Below are 23,544 nucleotides of genomic sequence, written 5' to 3' on the forward strand. Positions count from 1 at the left end.
GCTTGCGGGGAGAGGTCGGATCGCTCTTGCGATCCGGGTGAGGGGGTACAGGTCTCATCACGCACACCGAACTTGCGGATAGAGCCCCTCACCCCAACCCTCTCCCCGCAAGCGCGGGGCGAGGGAGAAGCGACACCTCGGCCTGTTCCGCCAATCCCGTCCACAGCGCGAACGCCGTACGGCCGCGCCTTCGTCGTCTCACTCCGCCGGGCTGTGCGCGATATTTCGCACCGATGCTTCGCCATGTTGCGTCAGCGGCCGGTTGCCGGCCAATGCGCGCAGCAGCACGTAGAACATCGGCGTGAAGAAGATGCCGAACGCCGTGACGCCGATCATGCCTGAAAACACCGCAACGCCCATGGCATGACGCATCTCCGAACCGGCGCCGCTGGAGATCACCAGCGGCACCACGCCCATGATGAAGGCAAGCGAAGTCATCAGGATCGGCCGCAGCCGCAGTCGGCTGGCTTCGATCGCGGCTTGCACTGGCGTACGCCCGGCGAATTCCAGCTCGCGCGCGAACTCCACGATCAGGATGGCGTTCTTGGCCGACAATCCCACCAGCACGATCAACCCGATCTGGGTGAACACGTTGTTGTCGCCCCTGGTTAGCCAGACACCGAGCATCGCCGCCAGCAATCCCATCGGCACGATCATGATGATGGACAGCGGCAGGGTCAGGCTCTCGTACTGCGCAGCGAGCACCAGGAATACCAGCAGCAGTGCCACTGGAAACACGATCAGCGACGAATTGCCGGCTATGATTTCCTGGTAGGTCAGGTCGGTCCACTCGAACGCGATGCCCTTCGGAAAGGTTTCTGCCGCGATCTTCTCCACCGCAGCCTGGGCCTGCCCGGTCGAATAGCCGGGCGCCGCACCGCCGTTGAGGTCGGCCGTGAGGAAGCCGTTGTAGCGCATGGCGCGCTCCGGTCCGGCGCTTTCCTTGATCTTCAGCAGCGCCGACAGCGGCACCATCTCGCCGGTGTCGGAGCGCACCTTCAACAGCCCGACGTCGTCGGCGCGGGCGCGGAATTTCGCGTCCGCCTGCACCCGCACCGAATAGGTGCGGCCGAACTTGTTGAAGTCGTTGACGTAGAGCGAGCCGAGATAGATCTGCATGGTCTCAAACACGCTGGTCACGGGCACGCTGAGCTGCCGCGCCCGGGTGCGGTCGATATCGGCATATAGCTGCGGCACGTTGACCTGATAGCTGGAGAACAGCCCGGCCAGTTGCGGAGCCGCGCTGGCCTTGGCGATGAACGCCTTGGTAGCGTCGTTGAGCGCGTCGTAGCCGAGCCCGGCGCGGTCCTCGATCTGCAGTTTGAAGCCGCCGATGGTGCCTAATCCGGCCACCGGCGGCGGCGGGAACATGGCAATGAAAGCTTCCTGGATCGCGGAAAACTTGCCGTTGAGCTGGCCGGCGATCGCGCCCGCGCTGAGATTGGCCGCCTTGCGCTCCTCGAACGGCTTCAAGGTGACGAACACGATCCCCGAATTGGAGCTGTTGGTAAAACCGTTGATCGACAGGCCGGGAAACGCCACAGCGCTTTCGACGCCCGGCAGCTTCAAGGCGATATCGCCCATGCGGCGGATCACCTCTTCCGTGCGGTCCAGCGTCGCGCCGTCAGGCAGTTGCGCGAAACCGACCAGATATTGCTTGTCCTGGCCGGGGACAAAGCCGCCGGGCACCGCCTTGAACAGCCCAAACGTGACGCCGATCAGCGCGACATAGCCGACCATCACGATCGCCCGCCGCGAGATCACCCGCTTGACGCCGTGGCCGTAGGCTTCGGAACTGCGGTGAAAGAAGCGGTTGAAACGCCGGAAGAACCAGCCGAGCACGCGGTCCATGCCGCGGGTCAGCGCGTCCTTTGGTGCATCATGGGATTTCAGCAGCACCGCCGCCAGCGCGGGCGACAGCGTCAGCGAATTGAATGCGGAAATCACCGTCGATATCGCCACCGTCAGCGCGAACTGCTTGTAGAACTGGCCGGTCAATCCGGTAATGAACGCCAACGGCACAAACACCGCGATCAGCACCAGCGCGATCGCGATGATCGGCCCGGTGACTTCCTGCATCGCCTGATACGCCGCCTCCTTCGGCGTTAGCCCCTGCTCGATGTTGCGTTCGACGTTTTCGACCACGACGATGGCGTCATCGACGACGATGCCGATCGCCAGCACCAGCCCGAACAGTGTCAGTGCGTTGATCGAGAAGCCGAATACATGCATGACGGCAAAGGTGCCGATGATGGAAACCGGCACTGCGATCAGCGGAATGATCGATGCACGCCAGGTCTGCAGGAACAGGATGACGACCAGCACCACGAGGGCCACGGCTTCCAGCAACGTGTGCACCACCGCCTCGATCGAGGCCCGAACGAATTGCGTGGGGTCATAGACGATGCTGTAATCCATGCCGTCGGGCATGTTCGCCTTCAGCTCGACCATCATCTTGCGGACGGTGTCGGAAATCTGGATGGCATTGGAGCCCGGCGACTGGAAGATCGGAACCGCGACCGCTGATTTGTTGTCCAGAAGCGAGCGCAGCGAATAGTCCGCGGCACCCAGCTCGATCCGGGCGATGTCGCGCAGCCTCGTGACTTCGCCATTGGCGCCGTTCTTGACGATGATCTCGCCGAACTCTTCCTCGGTCTGCAGCCGCCCCTGCGCGTTGATGGAGAGCTGCAAATCGAGCCCGACTTCGCTTGGCGATGCTCCGACCACGCCGGCTGCCGCCTGGACGTTCTGCGCCCGGATTTCGCGTACCACGTCGGCGGCCGACAGCCCGCGCTCGGCGACCTTCTGCGGATCGAGCCAGACCCGCATCGAATAGTCGCCGGAGCCGAACAGTTGCACTTGGCCGACGCCTTCGATGCGCGCCAGCCGATCCTTGACGTTGAGCACGGCATAGTTGCGCAAATAGGTCATGTCGTAGCGGCCGTTGGGCGACAGCAGATGCACCACCATGGTGAGATCGGGCGCGCTCTTGATCGTGGTGATGCCGAGGGTGCGGACCTCGGCGGGCAGCCGCGGCTCGGCCTGCGCCACGCGATTTTGCACTAGTTGCTGGGCCTTGTCGGGATCGGTGCCGAGCCGGAACGTCACGTTGAGCGTCATCAATCCGTCGGTAGTGGCCTGGCTGCTCATATAGAGCATGCCTTCGACCCCGTTGATCTGCTCCTCGATCGGCGTCGATACCGTCTCGGCGATGACCTTGGGGTTGGCACCCGGATATTGCGCGCGCACCACCACCGTCGGTGGCGCCACTTCCGGATATTCCGAGATCGGAAGCGCCGGCAGCGACAACAGTCCCGCGACGAAGATCAGGGTCGACAGCACGCCTGCGAAAATCGGCCGATCGATGAAGAATCTGGAAAAGTTCATGACACAGTCTCGCTGATAGCCGGGCTGCGAAGCGCAAGGGTCCCGGCGCGGCCGACCGTGATCGACCGCACTGATTTTATTTCTGTTGCTTTTTGATATTTGCCCGGTGCTCTCGTAAGAGCACCGGGGTCAGATTGCTAGCGCTGCGCCACCTCGGTCGCGGAAGAAGCAAAACCCATCGCCACCACCTCGGGCGCGACCAGCGCACCTGGACGCACGCGCTGCAGTCCCTTGACCACGATGCGGTCACCGGCCTGCAGCCCGCTGGTCACCACGCGCATGCCGTCGATCGATACGCCGAGCGCAACTTCGCGATATTCCGCCTTGCTGTCGTTGTCGACGACCATCACGAATTTCTTGTTCTGGTCGGTTCCGACGGCGCGTTCGCTGATCAGCAAAACCGGCTCGGCTTTGGGCTGTCCCATCAGCAGCCGCGCGAACTGGCCGGGCATCAGGCGGCCGTCGGCGTTGTCGAACACCGCCCGCACCCGCACGGTGCCGCTGCGCGCATCGACCTGGTTGTCGATTAGCTGCATCCGGCCCTTGTAGGGCGTGCCGTCGGAGGTGCCGGTCCCCATCTTCACCGGGATGCGTCCGATCTCGGACGGCGTCGATTCATCGGCCAGCGTCCGCAACGCCCGCGTCACCACCTGCTCGTCGGCATTGAAGCTGGCATAAATCGGATTGACCGAGACCAGCGTGGTCAGCACCGGCGTGCCGGGTCCGGCGGCGATCAGATTGCCGACGGTGATCTCGAGCTTGCCGACCCGCCCCGCGACCGGCGCGCGGATCTCGGTATAACCGAGATTGAGTTTTGCCGTTTGCAGCGTCGCCTCGGCCGCCTTCAGATTGGCTTCGGCTTCGCGGTAGGCGTTGACGCGACCGTCAAAATCCCGCTGCGAGATTGTGCGCGAATCCGTCAATTGCTGGCCGCGCTCGAAATCGCTCCTGGTGAGGATCAGGCGCGCCTTGGCTGCCGCCACCTGCCCTTCGGCGCGCGCCACGTCGGCCGCATACAGCGACGGATCGATCTGGATCAACAGGTCGCCCTGTTTGACCAGCGCACCCTCCGTAAAGTGGATATCCTGAATGGCGCCTGCGACGCGGGAGCGGATTTCCACCCGTTCGACAGCCTCAAGCCGGCCGGAAAACTCGTCCCAAGGTACGGTCTGCTGCGGCGCGACGACGGAGACCGAGACCGGCAGGGCCGCCGGGGCTGCCGCGGTCGTCTCGGCCTGCGCGCTTCCGCCCCGACCGCTCAGAAAGATCGCACCCGCGCCGATGGCCAAGGCGGCCAGCACCAGCCCTGCTCCAACCAAGCGTTTGTTTTTGATTATATTTTTATTTTTCATGAAGACCCCATCCGGCAGGACACTTGCGCTGCGAACCCCCGTTTCGACAGACGGACCCGGTGACGACACCCGATCCCCGCTCACGTTGCAGCGCACACATTCGTAACGTCCGGTATAGATGGCCCATCGACATCGACTGTCAAGTCACTTAACTAACGATTGGTAGGAAACTAAAGGAGGACCCCACATGGCCATGGGACGGCCCCGCGAATTCGATGTCGACAAGGCGCTCGACCTGGCGCTCCAGGTATTCTGGCGCAAAGGCTACGAAGGCGCGTCGATGGCGGACCTCACGGAAACCATGGGGATCACCAGGCCAAGCCTTTATTCCGCGTTCGGCAACAAGGAAGAACTGTTTCGCAAGGCGCTGGATCGTTATGTCGACGGTCCCGGCGGTTACGTCCAGGTCGCACTGGCCAAGCCGACCATGCGCGCCGTGGTCGAACACTTGCTGTACGAAAGCGCCGACGCCGTCACGGATCCCAACCATCCGCCGGGATGTCTGGCGGTCCAGGGCGCGCTGAGCTGCGGCGATGCCGCCGAATCCATCAAGCAGGAATTGATGTCACGCCGCGCCAAGGGCGAACAGGATTTGCGTGAGCGCTGCGAGCGGGCGATCGTCGAAGGCGACCTGCCTCAGGGATCCGATGCTGCCGATCTCGCAGCCTATCTCTCCGCGTTCCTGCAGGGGATGGCGGTGCAGGCGGCCGGCGGGACGACGCGCGAGCAACTGCGCAAGATCGCCGAGATGGCGCTGCGCACATGGCCGCCGCCGAATCCGGCAACGGTCTGACGCTGCAAGAGCGGGGCGAGGGAGGAGTTCACACCTCCGCCTTCTCAGCTAATCCCACTGCCCACAGCGCAAACGCGTACACGATCGCGATTTCGTCGAGCCGGTTGAAGCGCCCCGACGCGCCGCCATGGCCGGCGCCCATATTGGTGCGGAGTAGCACCGGGCCGCCACCGGCCATCGTCGCGCGCAATCGCGCGATCCACTTTGCGGGCTCCCAATAGGTGACGCGCGGATCGGTCAGTCCGCCCATCGCCAGAATCAGCGGATAGTCCTTGGCTTCGATATTGTCGTAGGGCGAATAGGACAGGATGGTGCGGAAATCCTTTTCGCTCTCGATCGGGTTGCCCCATTCCGGCCATTCCGGCGGCGTCAGCGGCAGCGTGTCGTCCAGCATCGTATTGAGCACGTCGACGAACGGCACTTCCGCGACGATGCCGGCGAACAATTCGCCTGCGCGGTTGGCGACCGCGCCCATCAGCATGCCGCCGGCGCTGCCGCCATGGCCGACGATGCGTTTGGCGCTGGTGTATTTGGCCTCGATCAGTGCGCGGCCCGCTGCCGCAAAGTCGTCGAACGAATTGGTCTTCTTTTCTCGCTTGCCGTCGAGATACCAGCCCCAGCCCTTGTCGGCGCCGCCTCTGATGTGCGCGATCGCGTAGACAAAACCGCGGTCGACCAGCGACAGCCGGTTGGCGGCGAATGAGGCCGGCATCGCCATGCCATAGGAGCCGTAGCCATACAGCAGCAGCGGCGCGTTGCCGTCGCGCACCAGATCCTTGCGATGCAGGATCGAGACCGGCACCTGCGCGCCGTCATGCGAGGTCGCCATGATCCGCGTGGTGACGTAATCGGCCGGGTTGTGGCCGGACGGAATCTCCTGCCGCTTGCGCAGCACCCGGGTTCGCGTCGCCATGTCGTAATCATAGACTTCCGACGGCGTCGTCATCGACGAATAGGAAAACCGCAAATTGGTGGTTTCGAATTCATAGCCGCCCATGGTGTCGAGCGAATAGGCGGCCTCGTCGAAGGCGATGGCGTGCTCTTCGCCTGATGTGAGATCGCGGATGATGATGGCGGGCAGCGCGTTGGCGCGCTCCAGCCGTACCATGTGGCCGGCATAGAGCTCGACATCGAGCACATAGATACCTGCGCGGTGCGGAATCAAGTCGCGCCAGTTCGCGCGCTCGGGTGCTGCCAGCGGCGCGGTCATCACCTTGAAGTCGATTGCGTCATCGGCGTTGGTGAGGATGAACAATTCGTCGCCGCGGTCGGCGATCGAATATTGCACGCCTTCCTCGCGCGCAGCGACCAGCCGCGGTGGCGTCTCGGGATGAGCGAGGTCGATCAGGCGCTGCTCGGAGGTCTCATGGTCGCCGCCGGCGATCACGCAAAACCGCCCGCTGGCGCTTTCATGCAGGTGGGTGAACCAGCCGGAATCCTTTTCCTCATAGACCAGCGCATCGTCCGCCTGCCTGGTGCCGAGGCGATGGCGCCAGACCTGCATCGGCCGGTGGTTGTCGTCGAGCTTGACGTAGAAGAAGCTCTTTGCGTCCGTGCTCCAGACCACCCCGCCATCGGTCTCCTCGACGAGGTCGTCAAGGTCCTTGCCGCTGGCCCAGTCGCGCACGCGGATGGAAAAATATTCCGAGCCCTTGGTGTCGGCGCTCCAGGCCTGCAATTTGTGATCGGGCGAATGCCGCGCGCCGCCGAACTTGAAATAGTTGTGGGATGCCGCCAGCGCGTCGCCGTCGAGCACGATCTCGACGTCGCCGCCATCGCGCGGGGTGCGGCCGAACATTTCGTGCTGGCCACCTTCGCGAAACTTCCGCAGGTAAGCAAACGGACCGTCCGGCGCCGGCACACTGGAATCATCCTCCTTGATGCGCCCGCGCATCTCCGCGACCAGCTTCTTCTGCAATGGCGAGGTGTGGCCTAGCAGGCTCTCGGTGTAGGCGTTCTCGCTTTCCAGATATTGCCTGATATCGCCGTCGAGGATCGAGGGATCGCGCAGCACCTCCTGCCATTTGGCGTCCTTCAGCCACGCATAATCGTCCGTCACATTGATGCCATGGGTGGTGAAGGAATGCGGCCGGCGCGGCGCGACCGGCGCCGGCAGTGAATGGCCTTTGGTCGTCGGTTGGGTCAAGCGATCCTCGTTCAGTTCCTGGAAATTTCGTGCGCGCTCGGCTTTATTGCGCGCTCGGCTTTATATCGGGTCGAAAGCGCCAATTGCCAGAAGGGTTGCCCGCTGGCTTGTTGGCGGCTGGCTTGTATGGTTAGGCTTTTCGGCGCGCTTGAGAAAGGCCTTATGCTCTTCAATTCCTACCTGTTTATTTTTGCGTTCCTGCCAGTCGTGCTGGCCGGCTATTTTGCCTTTGGCCGCCGCAGCAATCTGGCGCCCGTGATGTGGCTGGCGCTGGCATCGCTCGCCTTTTACTCCTGGAGCAATTGGCAATTCGTGCTGCTGCTACTTGGCTCGATCGCGTTCAATTACGGCGCCGGCTATCTCCTGATCGAACGGAAGTTGCATCCCAGTTGGCGCTTTGCCGTGCTGACGATTGGCGTCGCCGGCGATTTGCTGCTGCTCGGCATCTTCAAATACGCCGGCTTCGTCGCCGCCAATCTCAACGCGATGTTTGCGACGAGCTTCGTCGTCAACATCCTGCTGCCGGTCGGCATCTCCTTCTACACCTTCACCCAGATCGCCTTCCTGGTCGATGCATTCAGAGGCAATGTCGCGCGCTATGCGCTGCCGCATTACGCGCTGTTCGTCACATACTTCCCGCATCTGATCGCCGGGCCGATCCTGCACCACAAGGATATGATCCCGCAGTTCGAGCGCGCCGAGGCCAAGCGTCCCGATCCGCACCTGATCCTGTGCGGCCTGATTATCTTCGCGATCGGCCTGTTCAAGAAGAGCTGTCTTGCCGACGGCATCCAGCCGCTGGTTGCGGTCGCGTTCGGGCCGAATACGCCGACCTTCGATCAGGCCTGGATCGGCGCGCTGGCCTATACGTTCCAGCTTTATTTTGATTTCTCCGGCTATTCCGACATGGCGATCGGGATATCGCTGATGTTCGGCATCTTCCTGCCGCTGAACTTCAACTCGCCCTACAAGGCGACCTCGATCATCGAGTTCTGGCGGCGCTGGCACATGACGCTGTCGCAGTTCCTGCGCGATTATCTCTACATCCCGCTCGGCGGCAACCGCCACGGCCCACTGCTTCGCTATGTCAATCTGGCGATCACCATGCTGCTCGGCGGCCTCTGGCACGGCGCGGCCTGGACGTTCGTGGCCTGGGGCGCGCTGCATGGCGCCTATCTCTGCATCAACCACGCCTGGAACAATTTTGCGCCGACAGCTCCGCCGCGTTTCGCAGGCCTTGCCAGGGTTGCCGGCCTGATCCTTACGTTTCTCGCCGTCGTCGTGGCCTGGGTGTTCTTTCGCGCCGACAGCATGACGAACGCGCTCTCCGTGTTGTCGAAAATGGCCGACCCCGGCAACATCGCGTTCGGCCGCCTCGAAATTGCGCAAAGCCTCTTCGTGCTGATCTATGCCGGGATCGCCTGGTTCGGCCCGAACACGCAGCAGATCATGGGTTACGACCATCGCAACAGAAGGGTGGGTGAGGGGCTCAGCGCTTGGAAGATGCGCCCGCTCTTTATTTATGCGACCGCCGCGGTGCTGGCGTTCGGGATCCTCGGAATCCAGCAGCACAGCGAATTCATCTATTTCAGGTTCTGATGCGCAATCCGGCCAAATATCTCCCCAGATTCCTTTGCGCGGCGGCGCTCATGCTCGCCGCGGCCGTCGCGCTCACTTATGCGGTCGATCCGCTGCAGCTGTTCCGGCCGGCGCGGCTGTTTGCGGCGATGTATTCGCAGGATCCGCGCATGCAGAATGCCGGGCTGATCCGCAGCCAGCAATTCGACACGGTGTTCATGGGCACATCGCTCGCGGTTCATTACCGGCAGAGCGATATCGACAAGGCGTTGGGTGTCCGCTCGCTGAAGCTGGCGCTGGCCGGCTCGACCTCGAAGGAGCAGAAGTTTGTGCTGGACGCCGCGATGGAGCGGCATCCCAAACGCGTCCTCTGGCAGATGGACGAATGGATCTTCCGCGATTCGATCGACGTCGATGCCGACAGTTCCTATATTCCGGTCAATCTCTACCGCCGCAATGCCAGTGGCATCGCCAGTTACCTGTCCAGCGGCAGCATGGCGCGCGAATCGCTGTGGATCGCGCTGCGGTCGATACCGCCGCTGCAGCCGTTGATCGCGCGGTTGACCACCGGTGTCATGTTCCGGTTTCCGATCGCTGATGTCGACGACATCAATGCGCTGCATCCCCGCTTCGACGTCGCCGGCTTCTACAATGCGAAGAACGCGCTGGCGTCCTACAAGCGCATCATCGATCCTGCGAACCGTTTCCTCATCGCGCAAGGCTACGATTACGACGCCCTGGTCCGGAACTTCGAGCGCGATGCAATCGGTCTGATCGCCGCCAGTCCCGACGTGACGTTCGATATCTATTTTCCGCCCTATTCGATCCTGCAATTCGTGTCGATGCGGGACGCCTCGCCCTCGACGCTGAAGATCGTGACGGATTTCTCGGCCTATGCCGCGCCGCGCCTGCTGCAGTTTGCGAACGTCAATCTGCATGATTTTCGCGAGGCCCGCGAGATCACCCACGATCTGAACAATTACGGCGACGTCATTCACCACTCGCCCGCCACCGATCTGAAGGTGCTGGGGCTGCTGGCGACGAAAAAATATCAGGTCGATCGCGCAGCGCCATTGGCGTCGCTGGAACGGCTCAAGGCGCAGATCGAGGCGTATCAGCTCGAGCGTTAACGAGGGAAAACTGTAGGGTGGGCAAAGGCGCGCTTGCGCCGTGCCCACCATCTATCGTTGGATCGTTGAACCGTGCCGCGGCGACCGATCACGCGCCCACGCTTTCGCCGAGCCATTCGATCGCGGCTTCGGTTCCGCCCTTGCCGTGGGGGATGTTGAGGGCGTTGAGGCCGACTTCGATGACGCCGAGCGTGCCCAGGACCATCGGCGCGTTGACGTGGCCCATGTGCGCGATCCGGAACGCCTGACCGGAGAGGTCGCCGATGCCGGTCCCAAGCACCACGCCACATTTTTCCTTGCAATAGCGCTGCAGCGCGGCGGGGTCATGGCCGTTCACCGTCACCGTCGTCACGGTGTTGGAGCGCTCGTTTGCTTCCGCGATGTTGAAGCCGATGACCTGGCCCTCGGCCCAGACCGCGACCGCGCGGCGAACCGCTTCGGCGAGCAGCCGGTGGCGCAGGAAGGCATTTTCCAGGCCTTCGGCGTGGAGCATATCGATCGCCTTGCGCAGCGCGAACAAGAGATGCACCGGCGCGGTGCCGGCATATTTGCGGTAATGCTCGCTGCCTTCGCGCTCGGTCCAGTCCCAATAGGGCGTGCGCAGGTTTGCCTTCTTGTGCACCTCGCGCGCGCGGTCGTTGGCGGCGACGAAACCGAGGCCCGGCGGCGTCATCAGACCCTTCTGCGAACCGGACATCGCGACATCGATGCCCCAGGCGTCCATTTCGAACGGTACGCAGCCCAGCGAGGCAACCGTGTCGACCATGAAGAGCGCAGGATGACCCGAAGCCTTGATCGCCTTGCCGATCGCTTCGACGTCGTTATGAGCGCCCGAAGCGGTATCGATCTGCACGGCGACGATGGCCTTGATCTTGTGCTCCTTGTCCAGCTTGAGGCGCGCCTCGACTTCGGCCGGGCGGATCGCGCGGCGCCAGTCGCCTTTCAGCACCTCGACCTCAGCGCCCATCGCGGCCGCGGCCTGGCCCCAGCCGATCGCAAAGCGTCCGCTTTCCAGCACCAGCACCTTGTCGCCGCGCGACAGCACATTGGAGAGCGTCGCTTCCCAGGCGCCATGGCCGTTGGCGATGTAGATGTAGGAGTGGCCCTTGGTCGCGAACAGCTTGGAGAGATCGCCGAGCAGGCCGTGCGTCAGGTCCAGCATTTCTTTGGAATAGATATCGAGCGCCGGACGGTGCATCGCCTGAAGCACTTCGTCGGGCATGGTGGTGGGTCCGGGGATGGCCAGAAATTCCCGGCCCGCGCGAACGGTCATTTGTTTTTGTTCCTTGTTGGTGGAATGCAGAATCAAGGCACCCAAGGTTTGGCAAGGTTTGCTGGGTAGGAGCGTGACAATAATCGATCGGAGCCGCCATTGTCTGCAACAAACGCCAAGCGTTTGTGCATGAGAGCGCAGCGGAGCAATGCAGAGCCCCAAAAAGGCTTGCTCCATCTCGGAGCAATGGCGGCAAATGGCAGCTGTTTCCTCATTGCACTCGCCGGCGGGCTCGAGCGCAGCGAGCCACGAAGGATGGGCCACGGGCTATGTTCATCCCGCCCTAACGTTTGGTCTCGCGGCAGCCCGCGGCTTCGGCTTCGTCGACCGAGCAGAACCAGCGCGTGCCCTTGCTGATCTTCATTTCGATCTTCGCATACCAGCGGCTGGTGGGCTGGTGGAAGATGCACTCGCCCGAACGGTTGACGTTGCCCTTGATGGTGCAGTCGGGCGACGGCGCGACCGAGCCGGAGGCGGATGCCTGCAGAATCGTACTGGCGTTTTCGGGCGGCTTGGCGGCGCCGAGAATGACGGTTTTCTTGTTGCGGGCGCGCCAGTCCCACGGCGCAATGAAGGCGCCCTGCCACATGCCTGCCTTGGCCTCGCGCGCGGCTTTTTCATCCGCCTCGTAGTCGCGCGAAATTCGAACGGAGGCCAGCGCCCAGCCGTTGGCGACCATCCATTTCTGCACGTCCTCGCCGCCGACCTCGCATCGCGCCACGGTGCGGCCGCGGCGATCCACGGCGCGGGCACGGCAGGTCCAGCTCTTGTGGCCAAAATGCTTGATCATCTCGTCGCGCGCCGCGACCCCGCAGGTCCAGCGTTCGCCCTTGTTGTTAAGACAGAGTTGATCCACCGCCGGCGCGTCGATGCCGGCGAGCCGGATGCGGGTGTTGCCGATCTGAAGCTGGTCGCCTTGGCGGATTTTCGGGACGCCGGTGATGTCTGCGGCGTGCGCCATCGTGGGCAGCGACAAAATCACAGCAGCGCAAAACCAAATCTTTGATTTCCAGATCTTGGATTTCCAGATCTTCAATTTCATCGGCAATCCCGGCGCGAATATTTGCACAATAATTGCGCGGATTGTGCGGACATTGAGGCCGGCTCGCCAGTGTTCCGGGGTCGCATGGCTTTCAACTTCCCGTCAGAATCGAGCGGTCCCTCTTACCCTTTGCTTAAGGCGTCCTGTTACCTGCCTCGAAACAGACGCCGTTTGACTATTCTGTGAGATCGGGTGCCAGGAAAACAACGGACATCGAACGCCTGGTCGGCGTCCGATGTCTCGCTTGCTTGTATTAGCGCGCCGTCGTCTGCGGCTGCGCGGTGGCCTGGGCCTGCGCCTGCAGGTCGGCCGCGGTCGCCACCGCCGCTTCACGCGTGCAGAGATCGCGGAACACCACGCTGCCGTCGGTCTGATACTCTTTGGTGAGGCAGGTGCAGGGTGCCGGTGCGGCAGCGGGCGCCGGAGCGGCCGGCGCAGCCATCACCACGGGCTGCGGCCGGACATAGGTTGGCGGTGCCTGAACGACCACGGGCTGCGGCCGGACATAGACCGGCGGAGCCTGAACAACCACGGGCGGCCTTTCCACGATGATGGGCGGATAGCGGTCCGGCCGATGCCCGCCCGGATAGGTGTTGCCACCGCTCGGATAGGTGTTGCCGTTGCCGCCGCTTGGAGGCGTGCCCGGGTAACCGCCACCCGGCGGGTAGCCGCCGCCCTGCGAGGGGCCTTTGTTCGGCCAGTTGCCGCTACTCTGCGAGCTGCCACAGCCTGGCAAGTGGCCGAAGATTCCGCAGTCTTTGTCCGGCCTGGGCTTGGTGCCGCCGCCGCCACACCACTTGGCGCCACAAGGGGTGGTGCTGGTACCGTTGCCGGCTTGAGTGCCGCCACCGGGCGGAACCCAGACCGGTCCGGGCCGGCCGGAACTGGCGCCCGTGCTGCCCGGAACACTGCCCGGAACACGAATCGGTCCGCCGTTGCCGCCATAGCCGCCCCAGTTGCTGCCGGCTTGGGTCGGTTTGTTGGTCGGGCGGCCCGACTGCGTGGGGGCGTGTGGCCGGTGCGTGTCGTAATGACGATAGCCGCCCGGGCCAAAGGCATTGGCCGCGGCCGGCATGAGGGTGGATCCGATGGCGCTCAGGCCGAGCGCGATCGTGAGCAGCGTGGACTTGCGGGTAATCGACTTGTGGGTGATCGAGTGATGAAACATGGTGGGCTCCTGTCGGGTGAGATCATCCGGACTTGCGCGTCGGTTCACGGCGAGCCGGGTGGATTTCCGAGGCCGCACCATGCGGCTCGTGGCGCTCATCCTGATTTAATCGTCGCGCGTGCTCAGTGACGGCGGTCACGCTGATTTGGCGACACACGCACAACGCGCGCTGAAATTTTGAGCAAGGCTGTCCTACGCTCAGGCCCGCGGAAGGCCATGGCAACTTTCCGGCCGAAGCAGCGCAGGCGGCACGTTGATTGTTACGTCCTGCCGCCCCGCATCATCACCCCTCTTGCCAGCGCCAGCCCCATCAGCACGAAGGCCGAAGTCACCTCGGGGCCGCCGACCAGGATGCGCGTCGGAGTTTTCATCTTGTTCCACTCATAGGCCTTGAAGGGACCATGGCGGCCGCCTTCGCCGACATGGGCGACGATGCAATGCAGCGCAGGCGTGAAGCTTGCCGCATCGGCGCCGAGATGCGCCAGCGCCATCAGCGCCAGCGCGGCGTCGAAGGCGTTCATCTCGTGGGTGATCAGCTCGCCCTCGACATAGGCCAGCACGCGGCCGCGAATGAAGTCGAAGGTGTTTTGCGGATCGATCGCCAGCCGCGCCGCCAGCGGCAGCGCGATGAAGGCGGCATAGCAGCGGCCGAAATAGGCGCAATAGAGTTCCGGCAGATAATAGATGTGCGAGCGCGGATTGGTGAACGCGCCGGTTTCCACCAGGCGCTTCTGGAAGCCGATGATGCGGTGAACCGTCTCCAGCCGTGACGGCGTCTCGATGACCTTCCAGCGCGCAGCGTTGCGGAAGCTGACTTCGAGGATGTCGAGGTTGAGCGTGGGGTCGAGGTCGTTGCCGTAGGGGCGGTCACCGGCGAGGTTGTCGATCCAGGTGACGACGCCGCCCTCGTACTCGACATTGTCGTTCAGCGGCACCGTCACGCGGGGCTCGTTGGCGCCGCTGCGGACCTGATATCCCCGGTAGAAATCCAGCAGCGGCTGGTCGAGGATCGGATCGTTGGAACCTGCCTGTGTCGCCGCCGAAAACGAGCAGGCCGTGGTGTCGCAGTCCGGCACGTAGATGCCGAAGCCGAGATCCTGCTTGATCTGGGAAAAGAATTTTGAAAAGCGCGGATGCGGCAGCGGCGCCAGCGCGGTGATGACGCGCACCGTCGAGCCGTCATGCGACGGCACTTCCTCGGCGCTGGTGGCGAGACAAAAATCGACCATCTCGGTTATGGCGCGGCGCGAGGCGGCACTCTGGTCAACGGAGGGCAAACCGGTTTCGATGAAGCTGAGCAGCGCCTCGGTGAAGAAGGCGTCGTAATAGGCCGAGCGGTGCCGGATCTGCATCGGTTCCCACATCGGCTCGGCGATGCCGGTCCAGGGCGGGTTGATCAGCGCGCGCGCCGGCGAATGCGCGATGAAGATCCGCGCCAGATTGAACAGCAGGGTCGAGTTCTTGTAGCCGCGCGAGTTGAGCCCGGTCAGCGCCATCAGCATTTCGCGCCCGCCCATGTCGGCATCGCCGAGCAGGTTGAACGCAGCGTAGGTCGGGATGAAGCCGTTCTTGGCGAACGAGCGCAGCAGATGGGCTCCGCAGGTGCGGATCACGCGCTCGATGTCGGCGAGATCGGGCGCGTGCGCGGGGGCCACGGCCGGTGCCGGCTTTGGGTGGCGGACATCGATCGTCGCCATCAGTTCGGCGATCGGTTGACCGACCGCCTCCCAGTCCGGCGCGTCCTCGTCGCGGGCGCGGGTCAGCGCCTCACGCAGCGACTGCAGCCGGGCTTCGTCGCGCAATTGCGGCAGTCCGGTCCGGCACAGCAGCGGGCGCAACGCGGGGTTACCAAGGGCTGTTCGATAGAACTTGCCGAGATGGGGGTCGCCGCCGCGATAGTTCAGCAATAGAGGATCGCAGACGTCATAGAGCGACGGGCCGTCCTTGCGGGCGGTCAGCGCACGGTACGCGGCGCCGGCGAAATATTGAAAGCCCATGCAGTCTCTTTCGCCGGAACCGTGAGTCGAGGGCCGTCGAATCCGCCGCCGGCCTGCAAGCCATTGAAAATGATACAAATCAGCGGGAAACACAAATGTGACGCAAGTCACATAAATTGTCCCGATTTAGTACCAACATCTCCTTGGGGAACGCCATGCGCCAAAGGAGGTTGCCCGGGACCTCCCTGCGGGTTAAGGGTTTCTTTGTTGCGGTGCCGCAAATTGCCACAATTCGGCGGCACACCTCCTTCGCAACCCCTCAAACCTAAACGGCACTGGCGCGACTAACTTGGCGCGCCCTGGTCAACGATTGGGAATTGAATGATGGACGGTAAGCTTCGCATCTCACGCCGCACGGTCACCGTGGTCGCCGCGTTGGTCGGCTTGGTGTCGCTGGCGATCGGCGCCCATGCGGCGCTCAACAAGCGTTCGCTCGATGTCGCCAAGGCGATCGCGACCGAACAGAATTCCGATGTCGCCACCAAGACTTCCCGCGTCGCACTGGTGATCGGCAACGGCCATTATCCCGACGCCGCGGCGCCGCTGGCGCAGCCGATCAATGACGCGCGCGGTCTGACCGCGGCCCTGCGCGGCAAGGGTTTTGACGTCGACGTGGTGGAAGACGCCACCAAGGACGACATGGCCCGCGCCATCGGCCGGCTGAAAGCCAAGATCAAGCCCGACAGCGTCGTGATGCTGTTCTTCGGCGGCTACGGCGTCCAGGTCGGCCGCCAGAGCTACATGATCCCGGTCGATGCCGTGATCTGGAAGGAAGCCGACATCCGCCGCGACGGTGTCAGCATCGAGTCCGTGCTCGACGCGATGAGGGACCTGGGTGCCAAGGCCAAGCTCGTCGTCGTCGACGCCTCCCGCCGTAACCCCTATGAGCGCCGGTTCCGTTCCTATTCGCACGGCCTGGCGCCGATCTCGGCACCGGAAAACGCGCTGATCCTGACCTCGGCGACGCCGGGCAAGGTGGCCGACGATTCCAAAGGCCAGTACAGCGTCCTGATGTCCGAGCTGCTCAACAACCTCGCCGCTCCCGACGCTGGCCTCGAGACCGCCTTCAACAAGACCCGCGTCTCGATCTCCCGCGCCAGCGCCGGCGAGCAGGTTCCCTCGGTGTCCTCCTCGCTGCTCGAAGACGTCGCCATCGGCGGCTGAGACGAACACAACTCGTCATGCGCGGGCTTGACCCGCGCATCCATCTAAAAAACTTCTCTCAAGATCGATGGATGGCCGGGTCAAGCCCGGCCATGACGGCTATGCGCCGTCACTTCTGCTCCGCGGCCACCATCACCGGCCGCACCGGATCGCCCTCGCGCAGCAGCGCGCCGGCGCGGGCAACCACGATATCGCCTTCGACGATGCCCTCGCGGATCTCGACCTGGCCCTGCGACATCAACCCGGTTTCCACCCGCCGCGTCTCGACGCGCTGGCGTTTCACCACCTGCACCACGGTGCCGGCATTGCCGTAGAGAATCGCGGTCAGCGGCACCGAGATGCCGCAGCTCTGGCCTGTCTTGATCTGCGCCCGCCCGGCTGAATTGACCAACAGACGCCGGTTGGTGGTGATGGCGATGAAGACCTGGGCGAGCTGGCTATTGGGCTCGACCGTGGTCGACAGCCGCCGCACCCGGCCATCGACTTCGCCGGCGCCGATCACCTTGATCCGCGCACTTTGGTTGATCTGGAGTTTGGCGATGTCGCGGGTCGGCACCAGCCCGACCAGGTCGAACTCGCTGCGCGCGATGATCGAAAACAGCGCCTCGCCCTTGCCCGACGCCATGGCGCCGACCGCGGCCGTCGAGGCCGAAACCAGCCCGGCGACCGGGGCCTGCACCAGCACCGTGCCGCCTTCCGGCAGCGTCAGCCGGGCCAAAGTTTGCCCGGCGGTGACGGTATCGCCGGCATCGACCAGCACTTCGGCCACCTTCAGCCCCATGCGCTCGGGCCGCACCTGCGTCTCCTCGCGCGCAATGATGTTGCCGGACACCTCGACATTGTTGCCGAAGCAGGATTTGGCGGCCTTGAACACCGTTACCGCGGCGCCCTTGGGCGGCGCCTCTTCCTCGGCGGCGAGCGCGGCCGGCGCGGCGAGGCCGAGCGCCCCCAGAACCAGCAGAGCAGGCAGCTTGAGCTCGCGCGCGGTGATCATCGGCGTTTCGTTTCCATTCTTGGCCCGTTTCCTGGCCCGGTTCCGGGCTCATCGATACCAGATGCCCGACCGCCGCGCCAAGCGGCAAAGCCGCTCAACCGCTGGCCAGCCTTGCCAGCTTCGCTGCGCGCGGACCGGCCGCCAGCGGCACGCCGGCGAGTTCATCGGCCCGGGCGATGTGGGCCGCGATCGCCGGGTTGATGATCCCGGCATGGGTCATCGCCAGCATATGGCCGGCATCCGGCAGATGGCGCATCTCGGCGCTGTCCATGACCGCGGCCAGCCGGCGGACGATGCGCTGGGTCAGGTTCGGCGATTGCCCGCCTGAGAACAGCAGCGTCGGCGCCCGCAGCGAGGCCGCGGCCATCGTGACGTTTTGTTCGGCGAATGCGGCCGCGAAATCGAACGCCAGCCGTTCCGCGTGCTCGATCATGCGGATGCGCGCGGCCGGTGACAGCGGTTCGCGCGGGCCGGAGCCGCACCAGAATTCGGAAAACTTGTCGATCGCCTCCAGCACGGCGCCGTCCCGCAGATCCCGATGCACCTCGGCGGCGAGATCGGCGAACTGGTCGTGCAGCCGCCGGTCCGGCGCACTTTCCAAGAGCAGCGTCGGCAGCACCGGCTCGATCAGCGTCAGGCTGCGGATGCGATGCTCGTAATCCGGATCGGTCGCGATCTTGAACGCGATGGCGCCGCCATAGGAATGGCCGACCAGATGGATCGGTCCCTCGGCGTCATGCAATGTCTCGCGCAGACATTCCACTTCCCGCGCCAGCGTCACCGGCAGGTCGAAGCTGCTGATGTTATTGCCATAGCCGATCAGATCCGGCGCAACGAATTTGACGCCGGGCCCGAGTTCGGCGGCGAGCTTGCTCCACTGGCGTCCCGAACCGAGTGAGCAATGCAGCGCGACGACGGAGGCGGTGGCGCTTTGACGTGAAGATGCTTGAGTCGAGATATTCATCGAAGCAATCCTGTGTGTTCTTGCGCGATATCTCCCTCTCCCCGTTCTTCACGGGGAGAGGGTCGGGGTGAGGGGCTCTCACCGCGAGCGCTTGTGCCAATGGAGAGACCTGTACCCCCTCACCCGACGCTTCGCGTCGACCTCTCCCCGCAAGCGGGGCGAGGTAGGAAGCAAAAAAGTGAAGCGTCATCGCTTCGTAATCACCACTTCGAGATATTCGCTCGGCACCACCAGGCTGCCATTGCCGGCGCGGTTCATGCGCACGATCAGGGCGTGCAGGTCGTTGTGCAGCTCCTCCTGCCTGGCCGGCTCCAGTGCCGCGAACGCTTTCAGCACCGGGCCGTAGAAGGTCTTGAACACGTCGAGGAAATGCTCGGCCGAGCGGTAGCGGAAATTGAACAGCCGGGATTCCGCCTTGACCGAGCTCGCCCCCGCATCGAACATTTCGGTGAGCCGGGCGCGCGTGCCCCACAGCGCCGGCGATTTTGCGCCGGCCGGCGGCGGCAGATGCTTGCCGAGCGTCTTGAACACCTGGCCGATAAAACCATCCGGCGTCCAGTTGGCGAGCCCGATCTGTCCCTTCGGCTTGCACGCGCGCAGCAATTCGGAAGCCGCTCTGTCCTGGTTCGGCGTGAACATCACGCCGAAGGTCGACAGCACCACGTCAAAGCTGTTGTCGGCGAACGGCAGGTTCTCCGCATCCGCCTCGCGAAACTCCATCGTCATGCCTTCGGCGGCGGCGCGCGCCCGGCCGCGCTCCAAAAGCGCCGGCACGTAATCGGTCGACGTCACCTCGCACCAGCGCCTTGCTGCGGCGAGCGAGGCCATGCCGTTGCCGGCGGCGACATCCAGCACCGTGGAGCCGGCTTTCAGATCCATCGCCTCGCACAATTCCTCGCCGACGATCTGTAGCGTCGCGCCGACGACGGCGTAATTGCCGGATGACCACGCCGCCTGCTGCCTGGTCTTCAGCGCGGCCAGATCTGGCGCGGGCGCGGCGGCGGGCATGCTCGGGGCGGTGGCGGCAGCTGGGGTGGCCATGCGGTGTTTCCTCCGGGTGATGCGGTCACGGGGGCGACCGCTGAACCGAACATGCCCCTCGGAGGACCTAAAGACTCTGACAGGGGGCTGATTTTGCCTTGAGGACACCCTGATTTTTCTGTGAGGTAGGACACGCCATGGCTGATTTGAGCGCGTTAATTGAGCGTCCCCGCGCGGAAATCCCGGCAAAACCGGGTTCAACGCGCGTCCGATCAACAGGCCACGGGGATCGTCGCGTGCAGTTCCAGTTTGCCAACCTTGTGCTCGACACCGCCGTGCGGGAGCTGACCCGCGATGGCCAAAATGTCGCAGTCGAGCCGCAGGTGTTCGACCTGCTGACCTATTTGGTCGAGCACCGCGACCGCGTCGTTTCCAAGGACGACCTGATCGAGAGCATCTGGCACGGCCGCATCGTCTCCGAATCCACGCTGACCAGCCGCATCAACGCCGCGCGGACCGCGATCGGCGACACCGGCAAGGACCAGGCGCTGATCCGCACCATCGCGCGGAAAGGGTTTCGTTTCGTCGGCGACGTCAAGACGCCGTGCGCCAAGGCGCTGCCGCAAGCCGTGCCTGCGGCGCCCTTGCAGCCCGATCTGCCCCAGCTCACGACGCCGCAGCCGCTGCTGTCCCGCGAACCCGCCTCGCTCCCCCCGCTCGACCGCCCCGCCATCGCCGTGCTGCCGTTTACAAACATCTCCGGCGAGCCCGAGCAGGAATATTTTTCCGAAGGCATTTCCGAAGACATCATCACCGCGCTGTCAAAGCTACGCTGGTTCTATGTCATCGCCCGCAACTCCGCCTTCGTCTATCGCGGCCGTCAGGTGCACTTAAAGCAGATCGGCGAGGAGCTCGGGGTCGGCTATGTCATCGAGGGTTCGGTGCGCAAGGATGGCGACCAGGTGCGCATCACTGCCCAGCTCAATGATGTCGTCACCGGCAGTCATCTGTGGGCCGAGCGCTACGACCGCAACCTCGCCGACGTGTTCGCGGTGCAGGACGAGATCACGCAGGCCGTGGTCGCCGCGATCGAGCCGCAGCTTTACGCCGCCGAGAATTTCCGCAGCCAGCGCAAGACGCCCGACAATATGGACGCCTGGGATCTCTTGATGCGCGCGCTGTCGCATTACTGGCGGGTGACGCGGGCGGACAATCTGGTGGCGCAGGCGCTCTTGGAAAAAGCCATTGCGGTCGATCCCGGCTACGGCCAGGCGCTCAGTCTGCTCGCGGCCTGCCACACCTTTGCGGCCCATATGGGCTGGGAGGCGATGCCGTCGGCGGTGTCGTCAGCCGAGCGCGCCGCATTGGCCGCGATCCGCGCCGACAGCGAGGATGCCTGGGCGCATTATGCGCTGGCGAGCGTCTATCTGTTCAACCGCCGCTTTGACGATTGCATCGCCGAGTTCGAGCTGGCGCTGCGGCTCAATCCGAATTTCTCCCCCGCGCGCGGCGTCTATGGCGTGGCGCTGTCCTATCGCGGGCGCTGGCAGGAAGGCGACGCCGCCGCCCGGCAGGCGCTGCGCTTTTCCCCGCGCGATCCCTTTGCCGGCATCTATTGCGGCGTCGCCGCCTATTGCCAGTATGTCGGCCGCAACTACGAGGAGGCGATCCGCCTCTCCCGCGAAGCGCTGCGCCAGCGCCCCGATTTCGTCGGCGCCCACCGCGTGCTGACGGCCTCCCTCGGCATGTCCGGCCACGTCAAGGCCGCCGCCGCGGCGCTGGAGGGGCTGCGCGCGGCCCAGCCGAACATCTCGCTGGCGTGGCTGGCGAGCGAAATGCCGTATGAGCACGAGGCGGACCGGGCGCATTATCTGGAGGGGTTTAGAAGGGCGGGGTTGGGGTAGCACGATCCAGGCCGCGGCGGATTTCACGCCGCCTTCGTCAGCGGCCGTGCGCGTTCAATCCGCTTGCGTTCACGCGGCGAGTGCATCGCTTCCCAAAGGTCGGTTCGCCGCTGCACATTCAGCCAGAAATCCGCGCTGTTGCCGAATACGCGGGCAAGAATGAGCGCGGTCGCCGCAGTCACGTTGCGGCGATCGTTGCATAGGTCGTTGACATGCTTGCGTTGCACACCCATGGCTTCGGCCAGCGCACCCTGCGTCAGGCCGTTCGGCTGCATGAATTCCTCGACCAGAATTTCACCAATCGTCGCCGGCTTGCGTTTTGTCATCAACATCTGACGGATCCCTATGATCGTCCACATTGTATCCTAACGCGGCTTGGGCACCAACATTCTAGCGAGTAGCCCGCTTGAGCGGAGCGATATACGGGATCAGCGCAAGCCCCGGATGTCGCGTTGCTTATCCGGGTTACAGGCTACAGGCCGCGACGATTGGCCCGTCGGGCAAATCACTTCTGTTTTAAAGAAGTCATGTCAAGCCCCAAAATAAAAAATATTTCGCTTTTACGGAAGGCCGACTCAGGAGCATAGCTTGGCCATCCCGTCCTCCTCAGAAGGGCGTCGGCCGTGGTCACGGACGTTGGACGGGGTTTGCGGTGGACGTGACGGTGCCCTTGACCAAAGGCGCCGAAGCGTACGGCGAAGACGTGTGGTCCTGACGTCGCGGTGCTGGCGTCAATGCACCTGGAGGCAATAGCCTCCAGGGCGCTACGGAGGCAAAAGAGCCGTTCTCCGGGGAGAGCTCGTTATAAGCCGTAAAGCCATTGCGCAGGGAAGGCCGGATGCTCTCCGCTGGACCTGTATGCTCGTGTGCATTTTTTCTATGCAAACCGCACACGGGACCGCGGGTGCAGCGCGCACCCGGTCTTCCCTGCGCCCTCTATTTGGAGAGGGCGGGAAGTTTCCAGCAAACCTCGGGCGCAATGCGTCGCGAGAATGCGAAGGTGTGTATTCCACCCACAACTGTCATCACCCGCGAAAGCGGGTGATCCAGTATTCCGGAGACGCCAATGATTGAACCGAGAAGCCGCGGCGTACTGGATCGCCGCGTGCGCGGGGATGACAACCGATAACGACATGGAGCGTGATCGTTCCATGTCGTTCGTCGTTTGGGTGACCTAGTGGCAGGTGGTGGCCATCACGGGGTGGCCGGGATTGGTGGTCCGGTCGACGTACTTGTGGCAATGCAGCTTGATATTCGATTTGATCATCGGCTTCGGCGTCGGCGTCTGAACGCGGGGCGGCGTCGGGATCGGGTGGTGGATCACCGTCTTGCCGTCGAAGCTGGAGTTGCCGACCATTCCCGTCTTCGAGCCGGCGAAGCTGGAGTTGCCGACCATTCCCGGCTTCGAGCCGGCGAAGTTGGAGTGGCCGGCCATTCCCGTCCTCGAGCCGCCGAAGTTGGAATTGCCGACCATTCCGGCCTGCGCGACGGAAACGGAAGCAATGGAAGCAACGGCGGTGGCAAGGGTGATGACGGACAGGGTGATAGCGCGGGAAAGCATGGGGGTAGCTCCTGGTTGTTGGTGTTTCTGAAGGGACCAGGCCGCGACCTCTGATGCGAACTGACCGCCGTTTGTCGCAGCGAGCGGGCGGTGGGTTCTATGTGATGGCG

The 23,544-nt window shown here is 63.8% G+C and carries 17 protein-coding genes; 5 read left to right on the forward strand and 12 right to left on the reverse strand.

Annotated features, from left to right (window positions below):
• Nucleotides 1-198 precede the first annotated feature (198 nt).
• Together ACSQ84_RS32385 and ACSQ84_RS32390 are read right to left on the reverse strand one after the other, a co-directional pair.
• Nucleotides 199-3,387, reverse strand: coding sequence for an efflux RND transporter permease subunit (locus tag ACSQ84_RS32385; protein ID WP_436215803.1), 3,189 nt, complete (start codon nt 3,385-3,387; stop codon nt 199-201).
• Between the two features lie 137 nt (nt 3,388-3,524).
• Nucleotides 3,525-4,739 (reverse strand): efflux RND transporter periplasmic adaptor subunit, encoded by a 1,215-nt coding sequence (locus ACSQ84_RS32390; protein WP_436215804.1) that lies wholly within the window; start codon nt 4,737-4,739, stop codon nt 3,525-3,527.
• Between the two features lie 187 nt (nt 4,740-4,926).
• Here ACSQ84_RS32390 and ACSQ84_RS32395 point away from each other — a divergent pair, with 187 nt between their 5' ends.
• Nucleotides 4,927-5,532, forward strand: coding sequence for a TetR/AcrR family transcriptional regulator (locus ACSQ84_RS32395; protein ID WP_436215805.1), 606 nt, complete (start codon nt 4,927-4,929; stop codon nt 5,530-5,532).
• Nucleotides 5,533-5,560: 28 nt separating this feature from the next.
• Here the strand turns inward: ACSQ84_RS32395 and ACSQ84_RS32400 are convergent, their stop codons facing one another.
• Nucleotides 5,561-7,678: a S9 family peptidase gene (locus ACSQ84_RS32400; RefSeq protein ID WP_436215806.1), complete on the reverse strand. Its 2,118-nt coding sequence runs from the start codon at nt 7,676-7,678 to the stop codon at nt 5,561-5,563.
• Between the two features lie 162 nt (nt 7,679-7,840).
• Between ACSQ84_RS32400 and ACSQ84_RS32405 the strand changes: the two genes are divergently transcribed.
• Entirely contained in the window at nt 7,841-9,277 is a 1,437-nt protein-coding gene (locus tag ACSQ84_RS32405) for an MBOAT family O-acyltransferase (protein WP_436215807.1), read from the forward strand.
• Nucleotides 9,278-9,327: 50 nt separating this feature from the next.
• Nucleotides 9,328-10,386, forward strand: coding sequence for a hypothetical protein (locus ACSQ84_RS32410; RefSeq protein WP_436215808.1), 1,059 nt, complete (start codon nt 9,328-9,330; stop codon nt 10,384-10,386).
• Between the two features lie 88 nt (nt 10,387-10,474).
• Here ACSQ84_RS32410 and ACSQ84_RS32415 read toward each other — a convergent pair whose 3' ends face one another.
• From ACSQ84_RS32415 to ACSQ84_RS32430, 4 genes are all read right to left on the reverse strand, one after another.
• On the reverse strand, nt 10,475-11,659 hold the full coding sequence (locus ACSQ84_RS32415; RefSeq protein ID WP_436215809.1) for a pyridoxal-phosphate-dependent aminotransferase family protein: 1,185 nt from the start codon (nt 11,657-11,659) through the stop codon (nt 10,475-10,477).
• A 283-nt stretch (nt 11,660-11,942) separates the two neighbouring features.
• Complete coding sequence (locus ACSQ84_RS32420; protein ID WP_436215916.1) at nt 11,943-12,620, reverse strand: thermonuclease family protein; 678 nt, start codon at nt 12,618-12,620, stop codon at nt 11,943-11,945.
• A gap of 334 nt (nt 12,621-12,954) precedes the next feature.
• Nucleotides 12,955-13,869 (reverse strand): hypothetical protein, encoded by a 915-nt coding sequence (locus ACSQ84_RS32425; protein WP_436215810.1) that lies wholly within the window; start codon nt 13,867-13,869, stop codon nt 12,955-12,957.
• 260 nt (nt 13,870-14,129) lie between these two features.
• Nucleotides 14,130-15,866: a hypothetical protein gene (locus ACSQ84_RS32430; RefSeq protein WP_436215811.1), complete on the reverse strand. Its 1,737-nt coding sequence runs from the start codon at nt 15,864-15,866 to the stop codon at nt 14,130-14,132.
• A 321-nt stretch (nt 15,867-16,187) separates the two neighbouring features.
• Between ACSQ84_RS32430 and ACSQ84_RS32435 the strand changes: the two genes are divergently transcribed.
• Nucleotides 16,188-17,030, forward strand: a complete 843-nt coding sequence (locus tag ACSQ84_RS32435; RefSeq protein ID WP_436215812.1) for a caspase family protein — start codon at nt 16,188-16,190, stop codon at nt 17,028-17,030.
• Between the two features lie 109 nt (nt 17,031-17,139).
• Here the strand turns inward: ACSQ84_RS32435 and ACSQ84_RS32440 are convergent, their stop codons facing one another.
• The 3 genes from ACSQ84_RS32440 to ACSQ84_RS32450 form a co-directional block, all read right to left on the reverse strand.
• Nucleotides 17,140-18,024, reverse strand: coding sequence for an efflux RND transporter periplasmic adaptor subunit (locus ACSQ84_RS32440; RefSeq protein ID WP_436215813.1), 885 nt, complete (start codon nt 18,022-18,024; stop codon nt 17,140-17,142).
• 94 nt (nt 18,025-18,118) lie between these two features.
• Nucleotides 18,119-18,988 carry an alpha/beta fold hydrolase gene (locus ACSQ84_RS32445; RefSeq protein ID WP_436215814.1) on the reverse strand — a complete coding sequence of 290 codons (870 nt, stop codon included), beginning with the start codon at nt 18,986-18,988 and terminating at the stop codon, nt 18,119-18,121.
• A 186-nt stretch (nt 18,989-19,174) separates the two neighbouring features.
• Nucleotides 19,175-20,029, reverse strand: coding sequence for a class I SAM-dependent methyltransferase (locus ACSQ84_RS32450; RefSeq protein WP_436215815.1), 855 nt, complete (start codon nt 20,027-20,029; stop codon nt 19,175-19,177).
• Nucleotides 20,030-20,265: 236 nt separating this feature from the next.
• On the opposite strand from ACSQ84_RS32450, the gene ACSQ84_RS32455 reads away from it, so the two are divergent.
• Nucleotides 20,266-21,873, forward strand: a complete 1,608-nt coding sequence (locus tag ACSQ84_RS32455; protein ID WP_436215816.1) for a winged helix-turn-helix domain-containing protein — start codon at nt 20,266-20,268, stop codon at nt 21,871-21,873.
• 23 nt (nt 21,874-21,896) lie between these two features.
• Here the strand turns inward: ACSQ84_RS32455 and ACSQ84_RS32460 are convergent, their stop codons facing one another.
• Nucleotides 21,897-22,205, reverse strand: coding sequence for a HigA family addiction module antitoxin (locus ACSQ84_RS32460; RefSeq protein WP_436215817.1), 309 nt, complete (start codon nt 22,203-22,205; stop codon nt 21,897-21,899).
• A gap of 842 nt (nt 22,206-23,047) precedes the next feature.
• Nucleotides 23,048-23,434, reverse strand: coding sequence for a hypothetical protein (locus tag ACSQ84_RS32465; RefSeq protein ID WP_436215818.1), 387 nt, complete (start codon nt 23,432-23,434; stop codon nt 23,048-23,050).
• Nucleotides 23,435-23,544: the final 110 nt, after the last annotated feature.

It is taken from the genome of Bradyrhizobium sp. LjRoot220, assembly GCF_964252915.1.
Classification (GTDB): domain Bacteria; phylum Pseudomonadota; class Alphaproteobacteria; order Rhizobiales; family Xanthobacteraceae; genus Bradyrhizobium.